This is a genomic window from Streptomyces sp. P5F9 (assembly GCF_057961495.1).
The window spans coordinates 1-12,928 of sequence record NZ_JBXVPZ010000272.1 but is presented as its reverse complement, the minus strand read 5'-3'; the positions used below and the strand labels follow the sequence as shown (position 1 = coordinate 12,928).

Sequence of the window (12,928 nt, the reverse complement as noted above, 5' to 3'; positions counted from 1 at the left end):
CCACCACCCCGACCACCTCGTGGCCCGGAGTCACCCCCGGGCGGAGCACCGGCAGATCCCCCTCGGTGACGTGCAGATCGGTCCGGCACACCCCGCACGCGCGCACGTGCACGAGCAGCTCGTCATCCCCAGGTACGAGCACCGGCTTCTCCACGAGCTGGAGAGAGCCCCCCTCGACGGGACCCGGCTCGGTCACGGCCCACGCGCGCATCCTCGTCGTATCCGCCATGCGTCCAGTGTGGAACTGACGGCGGCGTTCGGCGCGCGTCCTGCTCTCCGGGTGACTAGCGTGAGAATTCGGACAACCCGACCTATCCGAGAGGGCTGCGATCATGGCCGTACAACCTGAGGGAACGCCCTGTTGGGCCGACGCGATGTTCAGCGACGTCGACGGAGCCAAGCGCTTCTACGGCGAGGTCCTCGGCTGGACCTTCGGCGACGCGTCGTCGGAGTACGGCAACTACACCCAGGCCTTCGTCGACGACAAGGCGGTCGCAGCCGTCGTACCGCCGATGCCGGGAGCGGAGGGGCAGTCGCAGTGGTGCCTGTACCTCGCGTCATCGGACGCGGCGGCCACCGCGGCGAAGATCCGCGAGAACGGCGGGCAGGTGCTCATGGAGCCGATGAAGGTCGGCGACTTCGGCACGATGTGCCTGGCCAGTGAGCCCAGCGGCGCCGTCTTCGGCGTCTGGCAGGGCGCCGCCCACGAGGGCTTCGAGGCCACGGGCGTGCCCGGCGCCTACGCCTGGGCCGAGGTCTTCACCCGCGAACCCGCGAAGGCGGACACGTTCTTCGCGGCGGTCTTCCCGTACGCGCAGAAGCAGATGGACGGCGGCGGCATGGACTACCGGATGTACAACGTCGGCGACGAGACGGTGCTGGGCCGGATGGCGATGGGCGACGAGTTCCCGCCCGAGGTGCCGTCGTACGTCAACGTGTACTTCACCGTCCCCGACTGCGACGAGGCCGTCGCCAAGGCCACCGAGCTCGGCGGCATCGTGCGCTTCGGCCCCATGGACAGTCCCTTCGGGCGGTTCGCGGCCCTGAGCGATCCGCAGGGCGCCGCGTTCACAGTGATCGACGTGAACACGACCCAGGGAGAGATGCCCACGAGCACGGACGTGTAGCCCGGCCGGTCGTCGATCAGCTCCCGTCGGCCGCCCACCAGGCGGGAGCGCAGGCCACGGCCGCGTCGACCAGGTCGGCCTTCGTGACAGAAGGGTCGTCGAGCCATGCCCTGATGGCTGTTCGGGCCAGGGGCCGGTAGAGCCCGAGGTTCTCGTTCCAGTGGCGCGTGTACGCCGCGAGCACCATCGTCGCGCAGAGCACGACGGCCGCGCCTCCGCAGAGCACCCAGGCCGTGGCCGCGGGCGTCCGGCTGTCGTGGGCGTGCTCGACGAGGCCGACCATCACGGCGCCCATGGCGGCCACCGCGGCCGTGATCGGCAGATGGACCACCATCCACCGCAGGGCGCACGCGCGCGTGGGCCGCGGCAGCCGGTGTCCGGCGAAGTCGAAGTAGGTCCACCACGCGCCGAACCCGACGACCACGGCGACCAGTCCGACGGCGAGGGTGAGCGCGTTGGTCGGCTCGTGAGCCATTCTCGACCACCCCGGTCGCGTTCTCGCCGAGCACGATGATGATGAACAGCCCGAACCGGTCGGTGAGCGCGTCGGTCACGCTGAGCGCGACCACATGTTCCGGGATGGCCCTCCCGATGACGGCCACGAACCCGACCAGGTAGACGACGGCCGGCGCACCCCATGTCAGCACCCGGGCGTCGGCGGGCAGCGCCGCGCTCGCGGCCAGCACGACCGCGCAGGCCGCCGTCCCCGTCACGTACACCGCCTCTCGAACCGGCCCCGCTCACCGAGGGCGACGCCGAGCCCCTCGCGCGGCCATGGCATGATCGGGCGCATGCGTGAACGTGTGGTGGCCGCGTGCGACGGGGCTTCGAAGGGGAATCCCGGGCCGGCCGCCTGGGCGTGGGTCGTCTCGGACGACAAGGAGAGCCCGGCCCGCTGGGAGGCGGGGCCGCTCGGCAAGGCCACCAACAACGTCGCCGAACTCACCGCGCTGGAGCGCCTGTTGACGGCCACCGCACCGGACGTACCGCTGGAGATCCGCATGGACTCGCAGTACGCCATGAAGGCGGTCACCACCTGGCTGCCCGGCTGGAAGCGCAACGGCTGGAAGACCTCCGGCGGAAAGCCCGTCGCCAACCAGGAGTTGGTCGTCCGGATCGACGAACTCCTCGGCGGCCGCTCGGTCGAGTTCCGCTACGTCCCCGCCCACCAGGTCGACGGCGACCCGCTGAACGACTTCGCCGACCGCGCGGCCAGCCAGGCGGCCATCGTCCAGGAGCCCGCGGGCAGTGACCTCGGTTCCCCGGAACCGCCCCCCTCGCCCGACACCCCGAAGAAGCCCGCCCGTTCCGGCGGCGCCAAGTCGCCCCGCAAGAGCGCCGGTTCGGCCTCTCGCACCATCAAGGCCAAGTTCCCCGGCCGCTGCCTGTGCGGTCGCGCGTACGCGGCCGGTGAGCCCATCAGCAAGAACCCCCAGGGCTGGGGCCACCCGGAGTGCGCCACGGCCGAGGCGTAAGCCCCCCGCCCGCTCGACGCGTCCCATCGGTCTTCGAGTCCCGAGGCCGATGGGACTTTCCCGCGCCCTCGGCCTGCTACTCTGCGGTTCCAATTGACCACTTTGAGTAATCTCCAGGGGTGTGCGCGTGAAGGTCGCCTGTGTCGGAGGCGGGCCCGCCGGTCTGTATCTTTCGATCCTGCTGAAGCGTCAGGACCCGTCCCACGACATCACCGTCTACGAGCGCAATCCCGAGGGTTCGACCTATGGCTGGGGCGTGACGTACTGGCGTGGGCTGCTCGACCAACTCCGGGAGTACGACCCGGAGTCCGCGCGGGCCGTCGACGAGCACTCGGTGCGCTGGAGCGACGGCGTCGCCCGCATCCGGGACCTGACGACCACTCAACCCGGGGACGAAGGCCACGGCATCGGCCGTCACCGACTCCTCAAGATCCTCGCCGAACGGGCCCGATCCCTGGGCGTGCGGCTGGAGTTCGAGTGCGAGGTGACCGCCGACGACCTGCCCGACGCCGATCTGATCGTGGCCGCCGACGGTGTCAACAGCGCGCTGCGCACCCGCCACGCCGACCACTTCGGCGCCGAACTCACACCCGGCCGCAACCAGTACATCTGGCTCGGCACCAGCAAGGTCTTCGGCTCCTTCACCTTCGCCTTCGTGGAGACCGACCACGGCTGGATCTGGTGCTACGGCTACGCGTTCGGCCCCGAGGGCAGCACCTGCGTCATCGAGTGCGCCCCCGGGACCTGGACCGGCCTCGGCCTCGACACCGCGGCCGAGGCCGACGGACTCGCCCTGCTGGAGAAGCTGTTCGCCGACATCCTCGACGGTCACTCCCTGATCGGCCGCGCCTCGGCCGACGGCAGCGCCCAGTGGCTGAACTTCCGCACGCTGACCAACCGCACCTGGCACCGCGGCAACCTCGTCCTGCTCGGCGACGCCGCCCACACCACCCACTACTCCATCGGCGCCGGCACCACCCTCGCCCTGGAGGACGCCATCGCGCTCGCCGACGCCCTGCGCGACCACACCGAGCTGCCGCAGGCCCTCGCCGCCTACGAACAGCGCCGTAGATCCGCCCTGCTGTCCATCCAGAGCGCGGCCCGCTACAGCGCCCAGTGGTACGAGAACCTCCAGCGCTACATCCACCTGCCCCCGCACCGCATGTTCGCCCTGCTCGGCCAGCGTCACTCGCCCCTGCTGCCGTACGTCCCGCCGCAGGTGTACTACGGCATCGACAAGGCGGCAGGGCGGCTGGAGGCGCTGCGCCGGTTCAAGCGCTGGCTCGGGCCCAAGGTCGCGCGGACCGTGCACGCGCGGGCGCTCGCCTCGCGCAAGTAGGGCACCCTCCGGAGCGGTCCGGCTTCCGCGAGCGGCCAGGGAAGGTTGGGTGAATGACTATTCACCAGTTAAGGTGAATAGTCATTCACCTTCTTTTTTCATGCCAGCTGGAGTGCCCATGGGCCAGCCCGTCCCGATACCCGACCCGTCCGGCGGCCTCGCCGGGCGGACTCCCTTCCGGGACCGGCTCACCGTTCCGGTGCTGGCGTTCGGCGGGATCCTCATGGCGGTCATGCAGACCGTGGTCGTCCCGCTGCTGCCGTCCCTGCCCCGGCTGACCCACTCCTCCGCGGGCGCCGTCTCCTGGATGGTCACCGCGACCCTGCTCTCCGGCGCCGTCCTCACCCCCGTGCTCGGCCGGGCCGGCGACATGTACGGCAAGCGGCGGGTCCTGACGAGCGCCCTCGGCCTCATGACCGTGGGCTCGGTCATGTGCGCCCTGTCCTCCGACATCCGCGTCCTGATCTTCGCCCGCGCCCTGCAAGGCGCCGCAGCCGCCGTGGTCCCCCTGTCGATCAGCATCCTGCGCGACGAGCTGCCCCCGGAGCGCCGGGGCGGCGCGGTGGCCCTGATGAGTTCCACGGTCGGTATCGGCGCCGCGCTCGGACTGCCGCTCGCGGCGCTGATCGTGCAGTACGCCAACTGGCACGTCATGTTCTGGGCGACCAGCGCCCTCGGCGCGATCGGCGTGTGCGGGATCTGGTGGGCGGTGCGCGAGTCGCCCGTCCGTTCGCCGGGCCGCTTCGACGTGCTCGGCACGCTGGGACTCGCCGTAGGACTGGTGTGTCTGCTGCTCGGGGTGTCGCAGGGCGGCCAATGGGGGTGGGGCAGTCCGCGGATCCTGGCGCTGTTCCTCGCCACGGTCGTCGTGTTCGGGCTGTGGTGGTGGCAGCAACTCCGGGTGGAACAGCCGCTGGTCGACCTGCGGTTGGTGTCCAAGCCGAGGGTGGGCCTGTCCCATGTGGCGGCCCTGCTGACCGGGTTCGCGTTCTACGCCAACTCCCTCGTCACCGCCCAGCTGGTGCAGGCGCCCAAGGCGACCGGGTACGGGCTCGGGCTGTCCATCGTCCAGACCGGCCTGTGCCTGCTGCCCGGCGGCATCACCATGCTGCTGCTCTCACCCGTCTCGGCCCGGATCTCGGCGGCCCGCGGCCCGCGCATCACGCTCGCCCTCGGCGCCGCGATCATCGCGCTCGGCTATGTGGTGCGCATCGCCGACAGCCGTGACCTGTGGACGATCATCCTCGGCGCGACGGTCGTGGCCACCGGCACCACCTTCGCCTACTCGGCGCTGCCCACCCTCATCCTGCGCGCCGTCCCGGCCGGCCAGACAGCGTCCGCCAACGGCGTCAACGTCCTGATGCGCACCATCGGCCAGGCCGTCTCCAGCGCCGTGGTGGCCGCCGTACTCGTGCACCACACCAGCCTGGTCGGCGGGCTCCCGCTGCCCACGCTGCACGGATACCTGATGGCGTTCGGCATCGCGGGCGTGATCGCCCTGGTGGCGAGCGCGGCGGCCCTGACCATCCCGGGCGACCCCGCTCCCGACGACACGCGGCTCGCCCGCGAGGGTGCCGAGGGCGCGCGGGACGAGGCGTTGGAGGGAGCATGAGTGCCGTGAGCACCACTCCACCCACCGCGTCCCCGCCCGCACGCCGGGACGCCGAGGCGACCAAGGCGGCCATCCTCCGGGCCGCCCGCTATCTCCTCGCGCGCAACGCGCACGCCGACATCACCCTCAAGGCCGTCGCCGAACGCGCCGGTGTCAGCGCCCCGTTGATCCTCAAGTACTTCGGAAACAAGGACGCCCTCTTCGCCCGCGTCATGTCCTTCGAGACCGACGCGGAGGACCTCCTCGACGCCCCGCTCGACGAACTCGGCCGCCACATGGTCCGGCACGTCCTGGTCAGCCAGCGCGAGCGCGGCGCCGACCCGCTGCTGCGCATCGCGTTCGCGCCCCTCCAGGGCGACCACGGCGACATCCTGCGCGTCAACTTCCGCACGCAGGTGGTCGACCGCCTCGCCGGGCGCCTCTCCGGCCCGGACACCGCCCTGCGCGCCGAACTCGCCGTGGCGACCATCCTCGGCCTCGGCGTCATGTACGGCATCGCCCGTGGCACCCAACTGCGCGCGACCGCGATCGACACCGTCGTGAACCGCTACGGACCCACCGTGCAGGCCCAGTTGACGCCCCGCTGAGCTAGCGCGTCCGGCGTCGCTCCGCCCGTGCGCGACGGTACTGCCGGACCAGGACACGCAAGGAGGCGAGAGCAGCCGGACTCGCCCCGCGCCGCAGGAGCCTGCCGCCCTCGCGGCGCACCGCGTGGAGCCGCAGTTCCTGGACGGCGATCAGGGCGTCGAGAAACGGCCGGTACCCGGGCGCGACGAGTGCGGGAAGCCGACGGCCCTCCGTGAGCGTGGCCTCGGCCAGATCGGCCTGCTCCATGACCAGCCGCTCCAACGCGGGCTCACACGCCTCGGACCTGCTCCGCAGATCCTCGAACTTCAGCCCGTGCCGGACCAGTTCGTCCTCCGGGATGCCGATACGGCCGTCCTCGGCGTCCTCCGCGAGATCCGCCAGGAAGTCGGCGCGCTGCAGGCCCTCGATCAGGGCCCGGCATCCCCGGACATACGGATCGCCGGGTCCGGCGTCGGGGTCGGGCGCGAGCAGCGACGCGGTGAGCATCAGGGCGGGCAGCGCGTAACTGTCCACGTACGCCTGGAAGTCGGCCTCCGTCGCGAAGCCCGTCCAACTCGCCTCGACCGTGGCGCCGTCGAGGAAGGCCCGCACCCGGGCGGCCAGGTACGGGCGACGGCGCGTAGTGTCCCGGAGCGCCAACAGGGTGTAGTTGGCGGGCAGTTCACCGCTCTCAAGGACGGCAGTGGTCTCGGCGTCCCAGGATGCGAGGGTCGCCGTACGGACGGCCACGTCACCGGTGTCGATCAGTTCGTCGGTCGCGTGCATGTAGGCCACCGCAGCGACGGCCGGCGGATGCAGCTCCGCCGGCAACAGCAGACGTACCGCGGTGTATTCGTGCGGCGCGAACCTGCGGACGAGCCGACGTTGGGCGTCGTAGGCACGCCGCAGCCGCGGGTCGGTGATGCCCGCCTTCGTCAGCGCGGTGGACCAACTGCTCACGACTCTCCCCAGCTCAAGGACCCGGAGACAGCCTAGTCAGTCCTACCCGAACAGCCGGTCCAGGAAGGCGTTCCCGAACACCCCGTGCGGGTCCAGCCGGTCGAAGGTCCCGGCCGCCTGCCCCCATACCGTCTCCCCGAACGAGCCCGGGATCGCCGTGCCCAGCACCTCCTCGTCGCTCCACGCGGCCTGCTCGGTGTAGGCCCAGCCCTTCGACCACTCGACCCGGGTCAGCGCGTCCGTACCGTCGTACGAGCGAAGCAGGAACTGCTCCAACTCCCGCAGGAACTCCTCCGCGTACGGCGTGCCGGGCAGTGTCAGCACGTCCAGCCAGACCGCCGTGTCCCACTCGGGGTGCTCGGCGCTCGGCCGCAGCGCGGACAGCAACGGGGCGCGGGCGCCGGTGAGTTCGGCATCGGCGGGGTGGTCGAGGCCGGTCACCCGGATCTCGACGGTGCCGTTGACGGGAAAGCGGCCGAGCGCGGCGTACGCGGCGAGCCGCTCCCGGTAGAACTCCGTGAACTCGTGTACCACGTGCTGCACTTGGGCCCGGGTGGTGAGCACCGCATAGCCGTTCGCGGTCTCCCGCAGTGTCGTCGGCCTGACGTAGAGCAGCGTGTTCTTCGACGGCCCCCAGATGTCCGTCGACAGCGTCGTCGTCAGCCCCAGTGCGGCCACGTCGAGTTGGGCGTTGCCGAGCACCGGCGCCAGATACCACGCGGCATCGGACAGGATCCGCCCGACGAGATCCGCGACCAGGGCCGGCACGTTGTCGGAGAACGGATAGTTGTACGGCGACGAGACGCGCCGCGAGGTGAGCGGCCGGGTCGGCTCGACGCTCCAGACCTTCAGCCAGGGGAACTCGGTGAACGCGAACCAGATCGCCTCGGCCCGCCCCGACGCGTCCAGAAAGCTCGCGAAGGTCCGCCCGCCGGACCCGGGCGCCGCGAACAACTCGGTGGCCGGAATGTCCGTACGGCTGACGCACCGCAGGTTGGCGTTCGCCCCGGCCCGCAGTACGACCTCGGTGACCAGCGACCGCCCCAGATGCGTGAGCAGCGCGGCGCAGTCCGCCTCGTCGCGCGTGTAGGTGCGCAGAACGTACGCGCCGGTGTACGTGTCCCACACCACCGCCGTCAGCGACAGCACCAGATTGCTGAGCGAGCCGAACGTGTGCCCGGCTGTCCGCTCCTCGCCGTTCGCCGGTACGGCCGTGCCGTGCGCGTCGATGGCCAGGGCGCCGCCGAGCGTCAGGTCGCCGGGCGCGGGCGAGGCGGTGAGACCGAGGCCGTGCCCCTCCAGGAACGTGAGCAGCGCCTCCAGGGTGACACCCGTACCGGCCCGCACCGCCGAGACGGAGTCCAGGGCCATTCCGGTCAGGTGCGGGGCGGTGTCGACCAGCAGCACCGGCGCGTCGGACGTCGTACCGGACTCGATCGTGAGCGGTGACCAGCCGTGCGAGGAGCCGCGGGCGCGGACCCGCCAGCCGTGCTGCCAGGCCCAGTTGACGACCGCCACCACCTGGCCCGGGTCGGCCGGAGCGCACGCCCACAGTCCGTCGGCGGTGATCTCGCCGACCCAGTTCCGGTACGCCGAGCGGTAGAGGTCGACATCGGCCGGGAAGTCGGGCAGCTCGGCCGCCGCGACGGCCGGATCGGCCGTCAGGAGGACGGGCACGGCGGCCAGAGCGGCCGCGTAGAGAAGGAAGCCCCGACGGGTCCAGGGAGCGGAACCGCCGTTCCCCGACTGGAGGTTGTTCGCCACATGATCGGTCACGCGCACACGCTAGGTGCCGGTTGACACGAGTAGGCATCCTGTCGAACCGGTTCACTCGTGTGAGTGAAAGATTCACAGGCCGCGGCCCGGCGGAGCCCGATCCGCGCATGTCAGTGGCGGATGACAGACTGACGGCATGGACGAACGTGTAATCGGCAGGTCGAATCAGCAGCTGTCCGTCGTCGGTCTCGGCACCTGGCAGCTGGGCGCCGACTGGGGAGACGTCGACGACAAGGAAGCCCTCGCCGTGCTGGAGGCGGCGGCGGAGTCGGGGGTGACCTTCTTCGACACGGCCGACGTGTACGGCGACGGGCGCAGCGAGCAGACCATCGCCACGTTTCTGAGCGGCCGGCCCGATCTGCATGTCCTGGTCGCGACGAAGATGGGCCGCCGCGTCGACCAGATCCCGGAGAACTACGTCCTCGACAACTTCCGCGCGTGGAACGACCGTTCGCGCCGCAACCTCGGCGTCGATCGCATCGACCTCGTGCAGCTGCACTGCCCGCCCACGCCGGTCTACTCCTCGGACGAGGTCTTCGACGCCCTCGACACCCTGGTCGCCGAGGAGCGCATCGCACGGTACGGCGTCAGCGTCGAGACCTGTGAGGAAGCCCTCACCGCGATGGCCCGGCCGAACGTGACCAGCGTGCAGATCATCCTCAACGCGTTCCGCATGAAGCCCCTGCTCCAGGTGCTCCCGGCCGCTCAGGAGGCGGGCGTCGGCGTCATCGCGCGCGTGCCGCTCGCGTCGGGCCTGCTGTCCGGCAAGTACACCAAGGACACGGTCTTCCCGGAGAACGACCACCGCACCTACAACCGGCACGGCGAGGCCTTCGACCAGGGCGAGACCTTCTCCGGCGTCGACTACACGACGGGTGTCGAGGCCGCCGCCGAGTTCTCCGCGCTCGCCCCGGAGGGGTACACCCCGGCCCAGCTGGCCCTGCGCTGGATCATCGACCAGCCCGGCGTCACCTCGGTGATCCCCGGCGCCCGCTCACCCGAACAGGCCCGCGCCAACGCGGCCGCCGCCAAGCTGCCCGCCCTGTCCCAGGACACGCTCACCGCGATCCGGGACCTCTACGACCGCCGGATCAAGGACCAGGTCGAGGGCCGCTGGTAGACCGCGGTCCGTTTGAACGGTCGGCGGTCCGGTTACCCGGACCGCATGACCGAGGAAGAGCGGCGGACGGGACGCGACGAGACCGAGGACGAGAGAGCGGACCGGATGTGGGGCGAGCTCATCCAGGAGGTCCGGGTCGCGCAGACGGGCGTACAGATCCTGTTCGGTTTCCTGCTGACCGTCGTCTTCACTCCGAAGTACGCCCAGCTGGAGCACTCGAACCAGGTCCTCTACATCGTCACCGTCGTCCTCGGCGCCACCGCCACCGGCGCCCTGGTCGGCCCGGTGTCCCTGCACCGCCTGGTCTCCGGCCGGAGCGTGAAGCCGCAGGCGGTGCGCTGGGCGTCCCGGATGACCTTCGTCGGCCTCGTCCTGCTGCTCGCCACGATGACCGCCGCGCTGCTGCTGATCCTCCGGGTCGCCACCCACGACGGGTACGTGCCCTGGCTGGTCGCCGGGGTGGTCACCTGGTACCTGCTGTGCTGGTTCGCCCTGCCCATGTGGGCACGGCACCGGCATACGACCCGATGACCCCGAGCCGCGCAATCTGGCGGTCGTGGACCCGGCTGAGCACCAGCACCGAGACCGTGGCCCCGATCAGCGCGCAGAACATGTCCCACTGCGTGTCCCACACATCCCCTTGAGTGGCCAGGAAGGCGTCCGCGCCGTGCCCGCCGATCACAGCCGCCGCCCATTCGAACAGCTCGAACAGGGCGCTGAAGGCGAGACACGCGCACACCGTGAGCGGCGCCAGCCAGCGGCTGCCGCGCAGGGGCGAGGTGCGGGTGAGCACCTCCCGTACCAGCACGGCCGGTACGAAGCCCTGCATGAGGTGGCCGAGGCGGTCGTAGGGATTACGGCTGAGCCCGAAGGTGTCACGGACCCAGTCGCCCGCCGGTACCTCCGCGTACGTGTAGTGGCCGCCGACGGCGAGGACCAGCGCGTGCGCGGCGAGCAGACAGCACAACAGGCCGGTCAGGGGGAAACGGCGCCAGGTCAGGACGATCACCGGGAGTCCGACGAAGACCCACACGGTCTCCAGGAACCATGTCGTGCGGTCGTGCGGACGCAAGGCGGAGAGGGCCATGCCGACGATCACCAGCGCGACCATGGCGGCGGGCAGACGGCGCCGGCGTGCGGAAGCGGGAACGGACACGATGGGGCTCCCTTGTCGTGGGGAGCCCCATCGTGTCCGAAGGCCGAAGTCGCTACATGAGTACGGCTACTCAGCCGGAGTAGTGGTCTTGCGCAGCGCGTTGAGGCAGCTGTCGATGGCCTGCTGGAGTTCCTCCAGACGCTGGACCATGTCGTCCTCGTAGAAGTCCTGGGCGTCGTCGAAGGTCAGCTCCTCGAACGCCTTCGTGGCCTTCTGCAGGCTGCTGTAGAACTTCGTGCGCTTCTCCTGGACGCGCAGTTCGGGGTCGGCCTCGACCGCCTCGACGACCAGGTTCTTCATCGTGTCGTAGGCCTCGGTGGCCCACTCGCCGGTGTCCTCGCCGTCCTCCAGCTCGTCGAGGAGCGAGAGGTGCCGTTCGGCCTCCTGGCGCAGGTCGACGGGCGCGTCGACGGTCTGGCCGGCGGGGGTCTTGATCTGGCCCGATTCGGCGATCTGGCGGACGTATCCGATCCGGTCCGCCGAGCGGCTCTCCGTCGCTACGGCCTTCTTCAGGTCGTCCGTGCGTACGACGTCCCGGGCCAGCTCGGACTGGAGTTCCGGGTCCTCGCGGACGCGGTCCAGCAGGGCCTGGCGGGCGGCCCGCGCGGTGGACGGGTCGGCGAGGATCGCGGCGCGCAGCGCGGTCGGGTTCTCCGCGACTTCCAACGCCTTGGTGGGACGGATGCCCTCCGCCTCGGCGGCCTCGGTGATGGCGGTGCCGCGCTCGGAGGTGGCGCTGGAACGGGAGACGTAGTAGTTCAACCACACGTCGGCGTCCGGGAGTTCGACCTCCTGGCCGGGGGCCAGCTCCTCGAAGTGCGGGACGAGACCGTCGTCCGCGGCCCGGTCCCAGGCCTTGTAGTAGCGCATCACGCGTTCGGGGGAGCAGTCGGCGAGCTCGGCGAACTCCTTCGCGGACACCTTCGGCGTCTCGTCCGCGCTCTGCCCGCCGGGCCGGACGCTGCGCGCCACCTTGAGGCCGAACGCCCAGCCGCCGGTGCGGGCGTAGGCTCCGAACTCGTGCGCGTCCCGGGCGACGAGGCCGGCGTCGTCGAGAGCGGTGAAAGACGTCTCGGCCTGGTCGATCACTACGGTCAAGGCGGACTCTCCTGGGCTTGTGATGAGGCACGGTGCGAACAGGCAGCCTATATCCACCCATTGCCGTTGGTTTGAGTGCCCGGCCCTCGCGTCGCCGCCAGTGCCGTCAGTTCTACGCCCGTCGGAAGGTCTTGAAGAAGGTCTGCAATGCCTGGCGGTTGGCCGCGTCGTTCCATTCGTCGGCGGGGGTCGTCCACCGTAGCGAGAAACTGCGCCCGCCGCCGATGAGGAAACCGCGCCCGAGCGTCCGCACCCGGTCGTCGCCGGTGCCGGAGAACCACTCCAGGTCGGCGGCCTTGTCGCCCTGGTAGGTGGTGGCCTGGATGTCGCCGATCTGCTGAAAGCCCTCGGTCTGCTTCAGCCCCGGCAGGACGTCGTCACGCCAGATGGCGACCGGGTCCGGACCCGCCTGTGTGCTGTATGTCACGGCCAGCGTGCGCGGGTCGCCCGTCGCGCCGAAGGTGACGCGGTAGGCGCCGGACACCTGTTGGGTCTCCACCACCTTCCAGCCCTTCGGCAGCGCGACGGAGAAACCCTGCGACGCCTTGAACACGCGGAAGCCGGCCGGCAGCGCGGAGGTGGTGCGGGAGGGAGAGGGAGACGTGGTGACGGAGGGAGAGGCGGACGCGGAAGCGGAAGCGGACGGGGCGGAGGACGTGGGCGACGGCGTGGCGCTGTCTCTTATACACATCTCCGAG

The 12,928-nt window shown here is 70.7% G+C and carries 14 protein-coding genes; 7 read left to right on the top strand and 7 right to left on the bottom strand.

The features are described 5' to 3' along the window. On the bottom strand, positions 1-211 hold a 211-nt coding region (locus AC31A1_RS33190; protein ID WP_489656877.1), incomplete at its 3' end, for an alcohol dehydrogenase catalytic domain-containing protein. Between the two features lie 121 nt (positions 212-332). Between AC31A1_RS33190 and AC31A1_RS33185 the strand changes: the two genes are divergently transcribed. After that, on the top strand, positions 333-1,127 hold the full coding sequence (locus tag AC31A1_RS33185) for a VOC family protein (RefSeq protein WP_489656875.1): 795 nt from the start codon (positions 333-335) through the stop codon (positions 1,125-1,127). A gap of 16 nt (positions 1,128-1,143) precedes the next feature. Here AC31A1_RS33185 and AC31A1_RS33180 read toward each other — a convergent pair whose 3' ends face one another. Then, the gene (locus AC31A1_RS33180) at positions 1,144-1,602 is read right to left on the bottom strand and encodes a low temperature requirement protein A (RefSeq protein ID WP_489656874.1); all 459 of its coding nucleotides are present in this window, start codon (positions 1,600-1,602) and stop codon (positions 1,144-1,146) included. 304 nt (positions 1,603-1,906) lie between these two features. Here AC31A1_RS33180 and AC31A1_RS33175 point away from each other — a divergent pair, with 304 nt between their 5' ends. From AC31A1_RS33175 to AC31A1_RS33160, 4 genes are all read left to right on the top strand, one after another. Next, a complete protein-coding gene (locus tag AC31A1_RS33175) occupies positions 1,907-2,602 on the top strand; it encodes a ribonuclease H family protein (RefSeq protein WP_405969825.1) in 696 nt (231 codons plus the stop codon). Between the two features lie 127 nt (positions 2,603-2,729). Continuing rightward, a complete protein-coding gene (locus AC31A1_RS33170) occupies positions 2,730-3,941 on the top strand; it encodes an FAD-dependent monooxygenase (protein ID WP_489656873.1) in 1,212 nt (403 codons plus the stop codon). Between the two features lie 118 nt (positions 3,942-4,059). After that, entirely contained in the window at positions 4,060-5,553 is a 1,494-nt protein-coding gene (locus tag AC31A1_RS33165; protein ID WP_489656872.1) for an MFS transporter, read from the top strand. Further along, positions 5,550-6,140: a TetR/AcrR family transcriptional regulator gene (locus AC31A1_RS33160; RefSeq protein WP_489656871.1), complete on the top strand. Its 591-nt coding sequence runs from the start codon at positions 5,550-5,552 to the stop codon at positions 6,138-6,140. Before AC31A1_RS33165 ends, AC31A1_RS33160 begins: the two co-directional genes overlap by 4 nt. A 1-nt stretch (position 6,141) precedes the next feature. Here AC31A1_RS33160 and AC31A1_RS33155 read toward each other — a convergent pair whose 3' ends face one another. Together AC31A1_RS33155 and AC31A1_RS33150 are read right to left on the bottom strand one after the other, a co-directional pair. Continuing rightward, the gene (locus AC31A1_RS33155; protein WP_489656870.1) at positions 6,142-7,080 is read right to left on the bottom strand and encodes a squalene/phytoene synthase family protein; all 939 of its coding nucleotides are present in this window, start codon (positions 7,078-7,080) and stop codon (positions 6,142-6,144) included. 42 nt (positions 7,081-7,122) lie between these two features. Next, positions 7,123-8,856, bottom strand: coding sequence for a cholesterol oxidase substrate-binding domain-containing protein (locus AC31A1_RS33150; RefSeq protein WP_489656869.1), 1,734 nt, complete (start codon positions 8,854-8,856; stop codon positions 7,123-7,125). Between the two features lie 136 nt (positions 8,857-8,992). Between AC31A1_RS33150 and AC31A1_RS33145 the strand changes: the two genes are divergently transcribed. Both AC31A1_RS33145 and AC31A1_RS33140 read left to right on the top strand, forming a co-directional pair. Beyond that, positions 8,993-9,976 (top strand): aldo/keto reductase, encoded by a 984-nt coding sequence (locus AC31A1_RS33145; RefSeq protein ID WP_489656868.1) that lies wholly within the window; start codon positions 8,993-8,995, stop codon positions 9,974-9,976. A 45-nt stretch (positions 9,977-10,021) separates the two neighbouring features. Then, the gene (locus AC31A1_RS33140; RefSeq protein ID WP_489656867.1) at positions 10,022-10,507 is read left to right on the top strand and encodes a DUF6328 family protein; all 486 of its coding nucleotides are present in this window, start codon (positions 10,022-10,024) and stop codon (positions 10,505-10,507) included. Here the strand turns inward: AC31A1_RS33140 and AC31A1_RS33135 are convergent. The 3 genes from AC31A1_RS33135 to AC31A1_RS33125 all read right to left on the bottom strand — a co-directional run bounded on the left by AC31A1_RS33135 (position 10,440) and on the right by AC31A1_RS33125 (position 12,783). Continuing rightward, on the bottom strand, positions 10,440-11,087 hold the full coding sequence (locus tag AC31A1_RS33135; protein WP_489656876.1) for a DUF2238 domain-containing protein: 648 nt from the start codon (positions 11,085-11,087) through the stop codon (positions 10,440-10,442). The two genes, AC31A1_RS33140 and AC31A1_RS33135, sit on opposite strands and share 68 nt — an antisense overlap. 111 nt (positions 11,088-11,198) lie before the next feature. Continuing rightward, positions 11,199-12,221 (bottom strand): hypothetical protein, encoded by a 1,023-nt coding sequence (locus AC31A1_RS33130; RefSeq protein WP_384282731.1) that lies wholly within the window; start codon positions 12,219-12,221, stop codon positions 11,199-11,201. A 121-nt stretch (positions 12,222-12,342) separates the two neighbouring features. Beyond that, entirely contained in the window at positions 12,343-12,783 is a 441-nt protein-coding gene (locus AC31A1_RS33125) for a hypothetical protein (protein ID WP_489656866.1), read from the bottom strand. Positions 12,784-12,928 lie beyond the last annotated feature (145 nt).

Bases quoted from the DNA above. Each gene is read 5' to 3' on its own strand.
- AC31A1_RS33160 (WP_489656871.1), top strand. From the start codon at position 5,550: ATGAGTGCCGTGAGCACCACTCCACCCACCGCGTCCCCGCCCGCACGC.
- AC31A1_RS33140 (WP_489656867.1), top strand. From the start codon at position 10,022: ATGACCGAGGAAGAGCGGCGGACGGGACGCGACGAGACCGAGGACGAG.
- AC31A1_RS33185 (WP_489656875.1), top strand. From the start codon at position 333: ATGGCCGTACAACCTGAGGGAACGCCCTGTTGGGCCGACGCGATGTTC.
- AC31A1_RS33135 (WP_489656876.1), bottom strand. From the start codon at position 11,087: ATGGTCGCGCTGGTGATCGTCGGCATGGCCCTCTCCGCCTTGCGTCCG.
- AC31A1_RS33145 (WP_489656868.1), top strand. From the start codon at position 8,993: ATGGACGAACGTGTAATCGGCAGGTCGAATCAGCAGCTGTCCGTCGTC.
- AC31A1_RS33180 (WP_489656874.1), bottom strand. From the start codon at position 1,602: ATGGCTCACGAGCCGACCAACGCGCTCACCCTCGCCGTCGGACTGGTC.
- AC31A1_RS33165 (WP_489656872.1), top strand. From the start codon at position 4,060: ATGGGCCAGCCCGTCCCGATACCCGACCCGTCCGGCGGCCTCGCCGGG.
- AC31A1_RS33175 (WP_405969825.1), top strand. From the start codon at position 1,907: ATGATCGGGCGCATGCGTGAACGTGTGGTGGCCGCGTGCGACGGGGCT.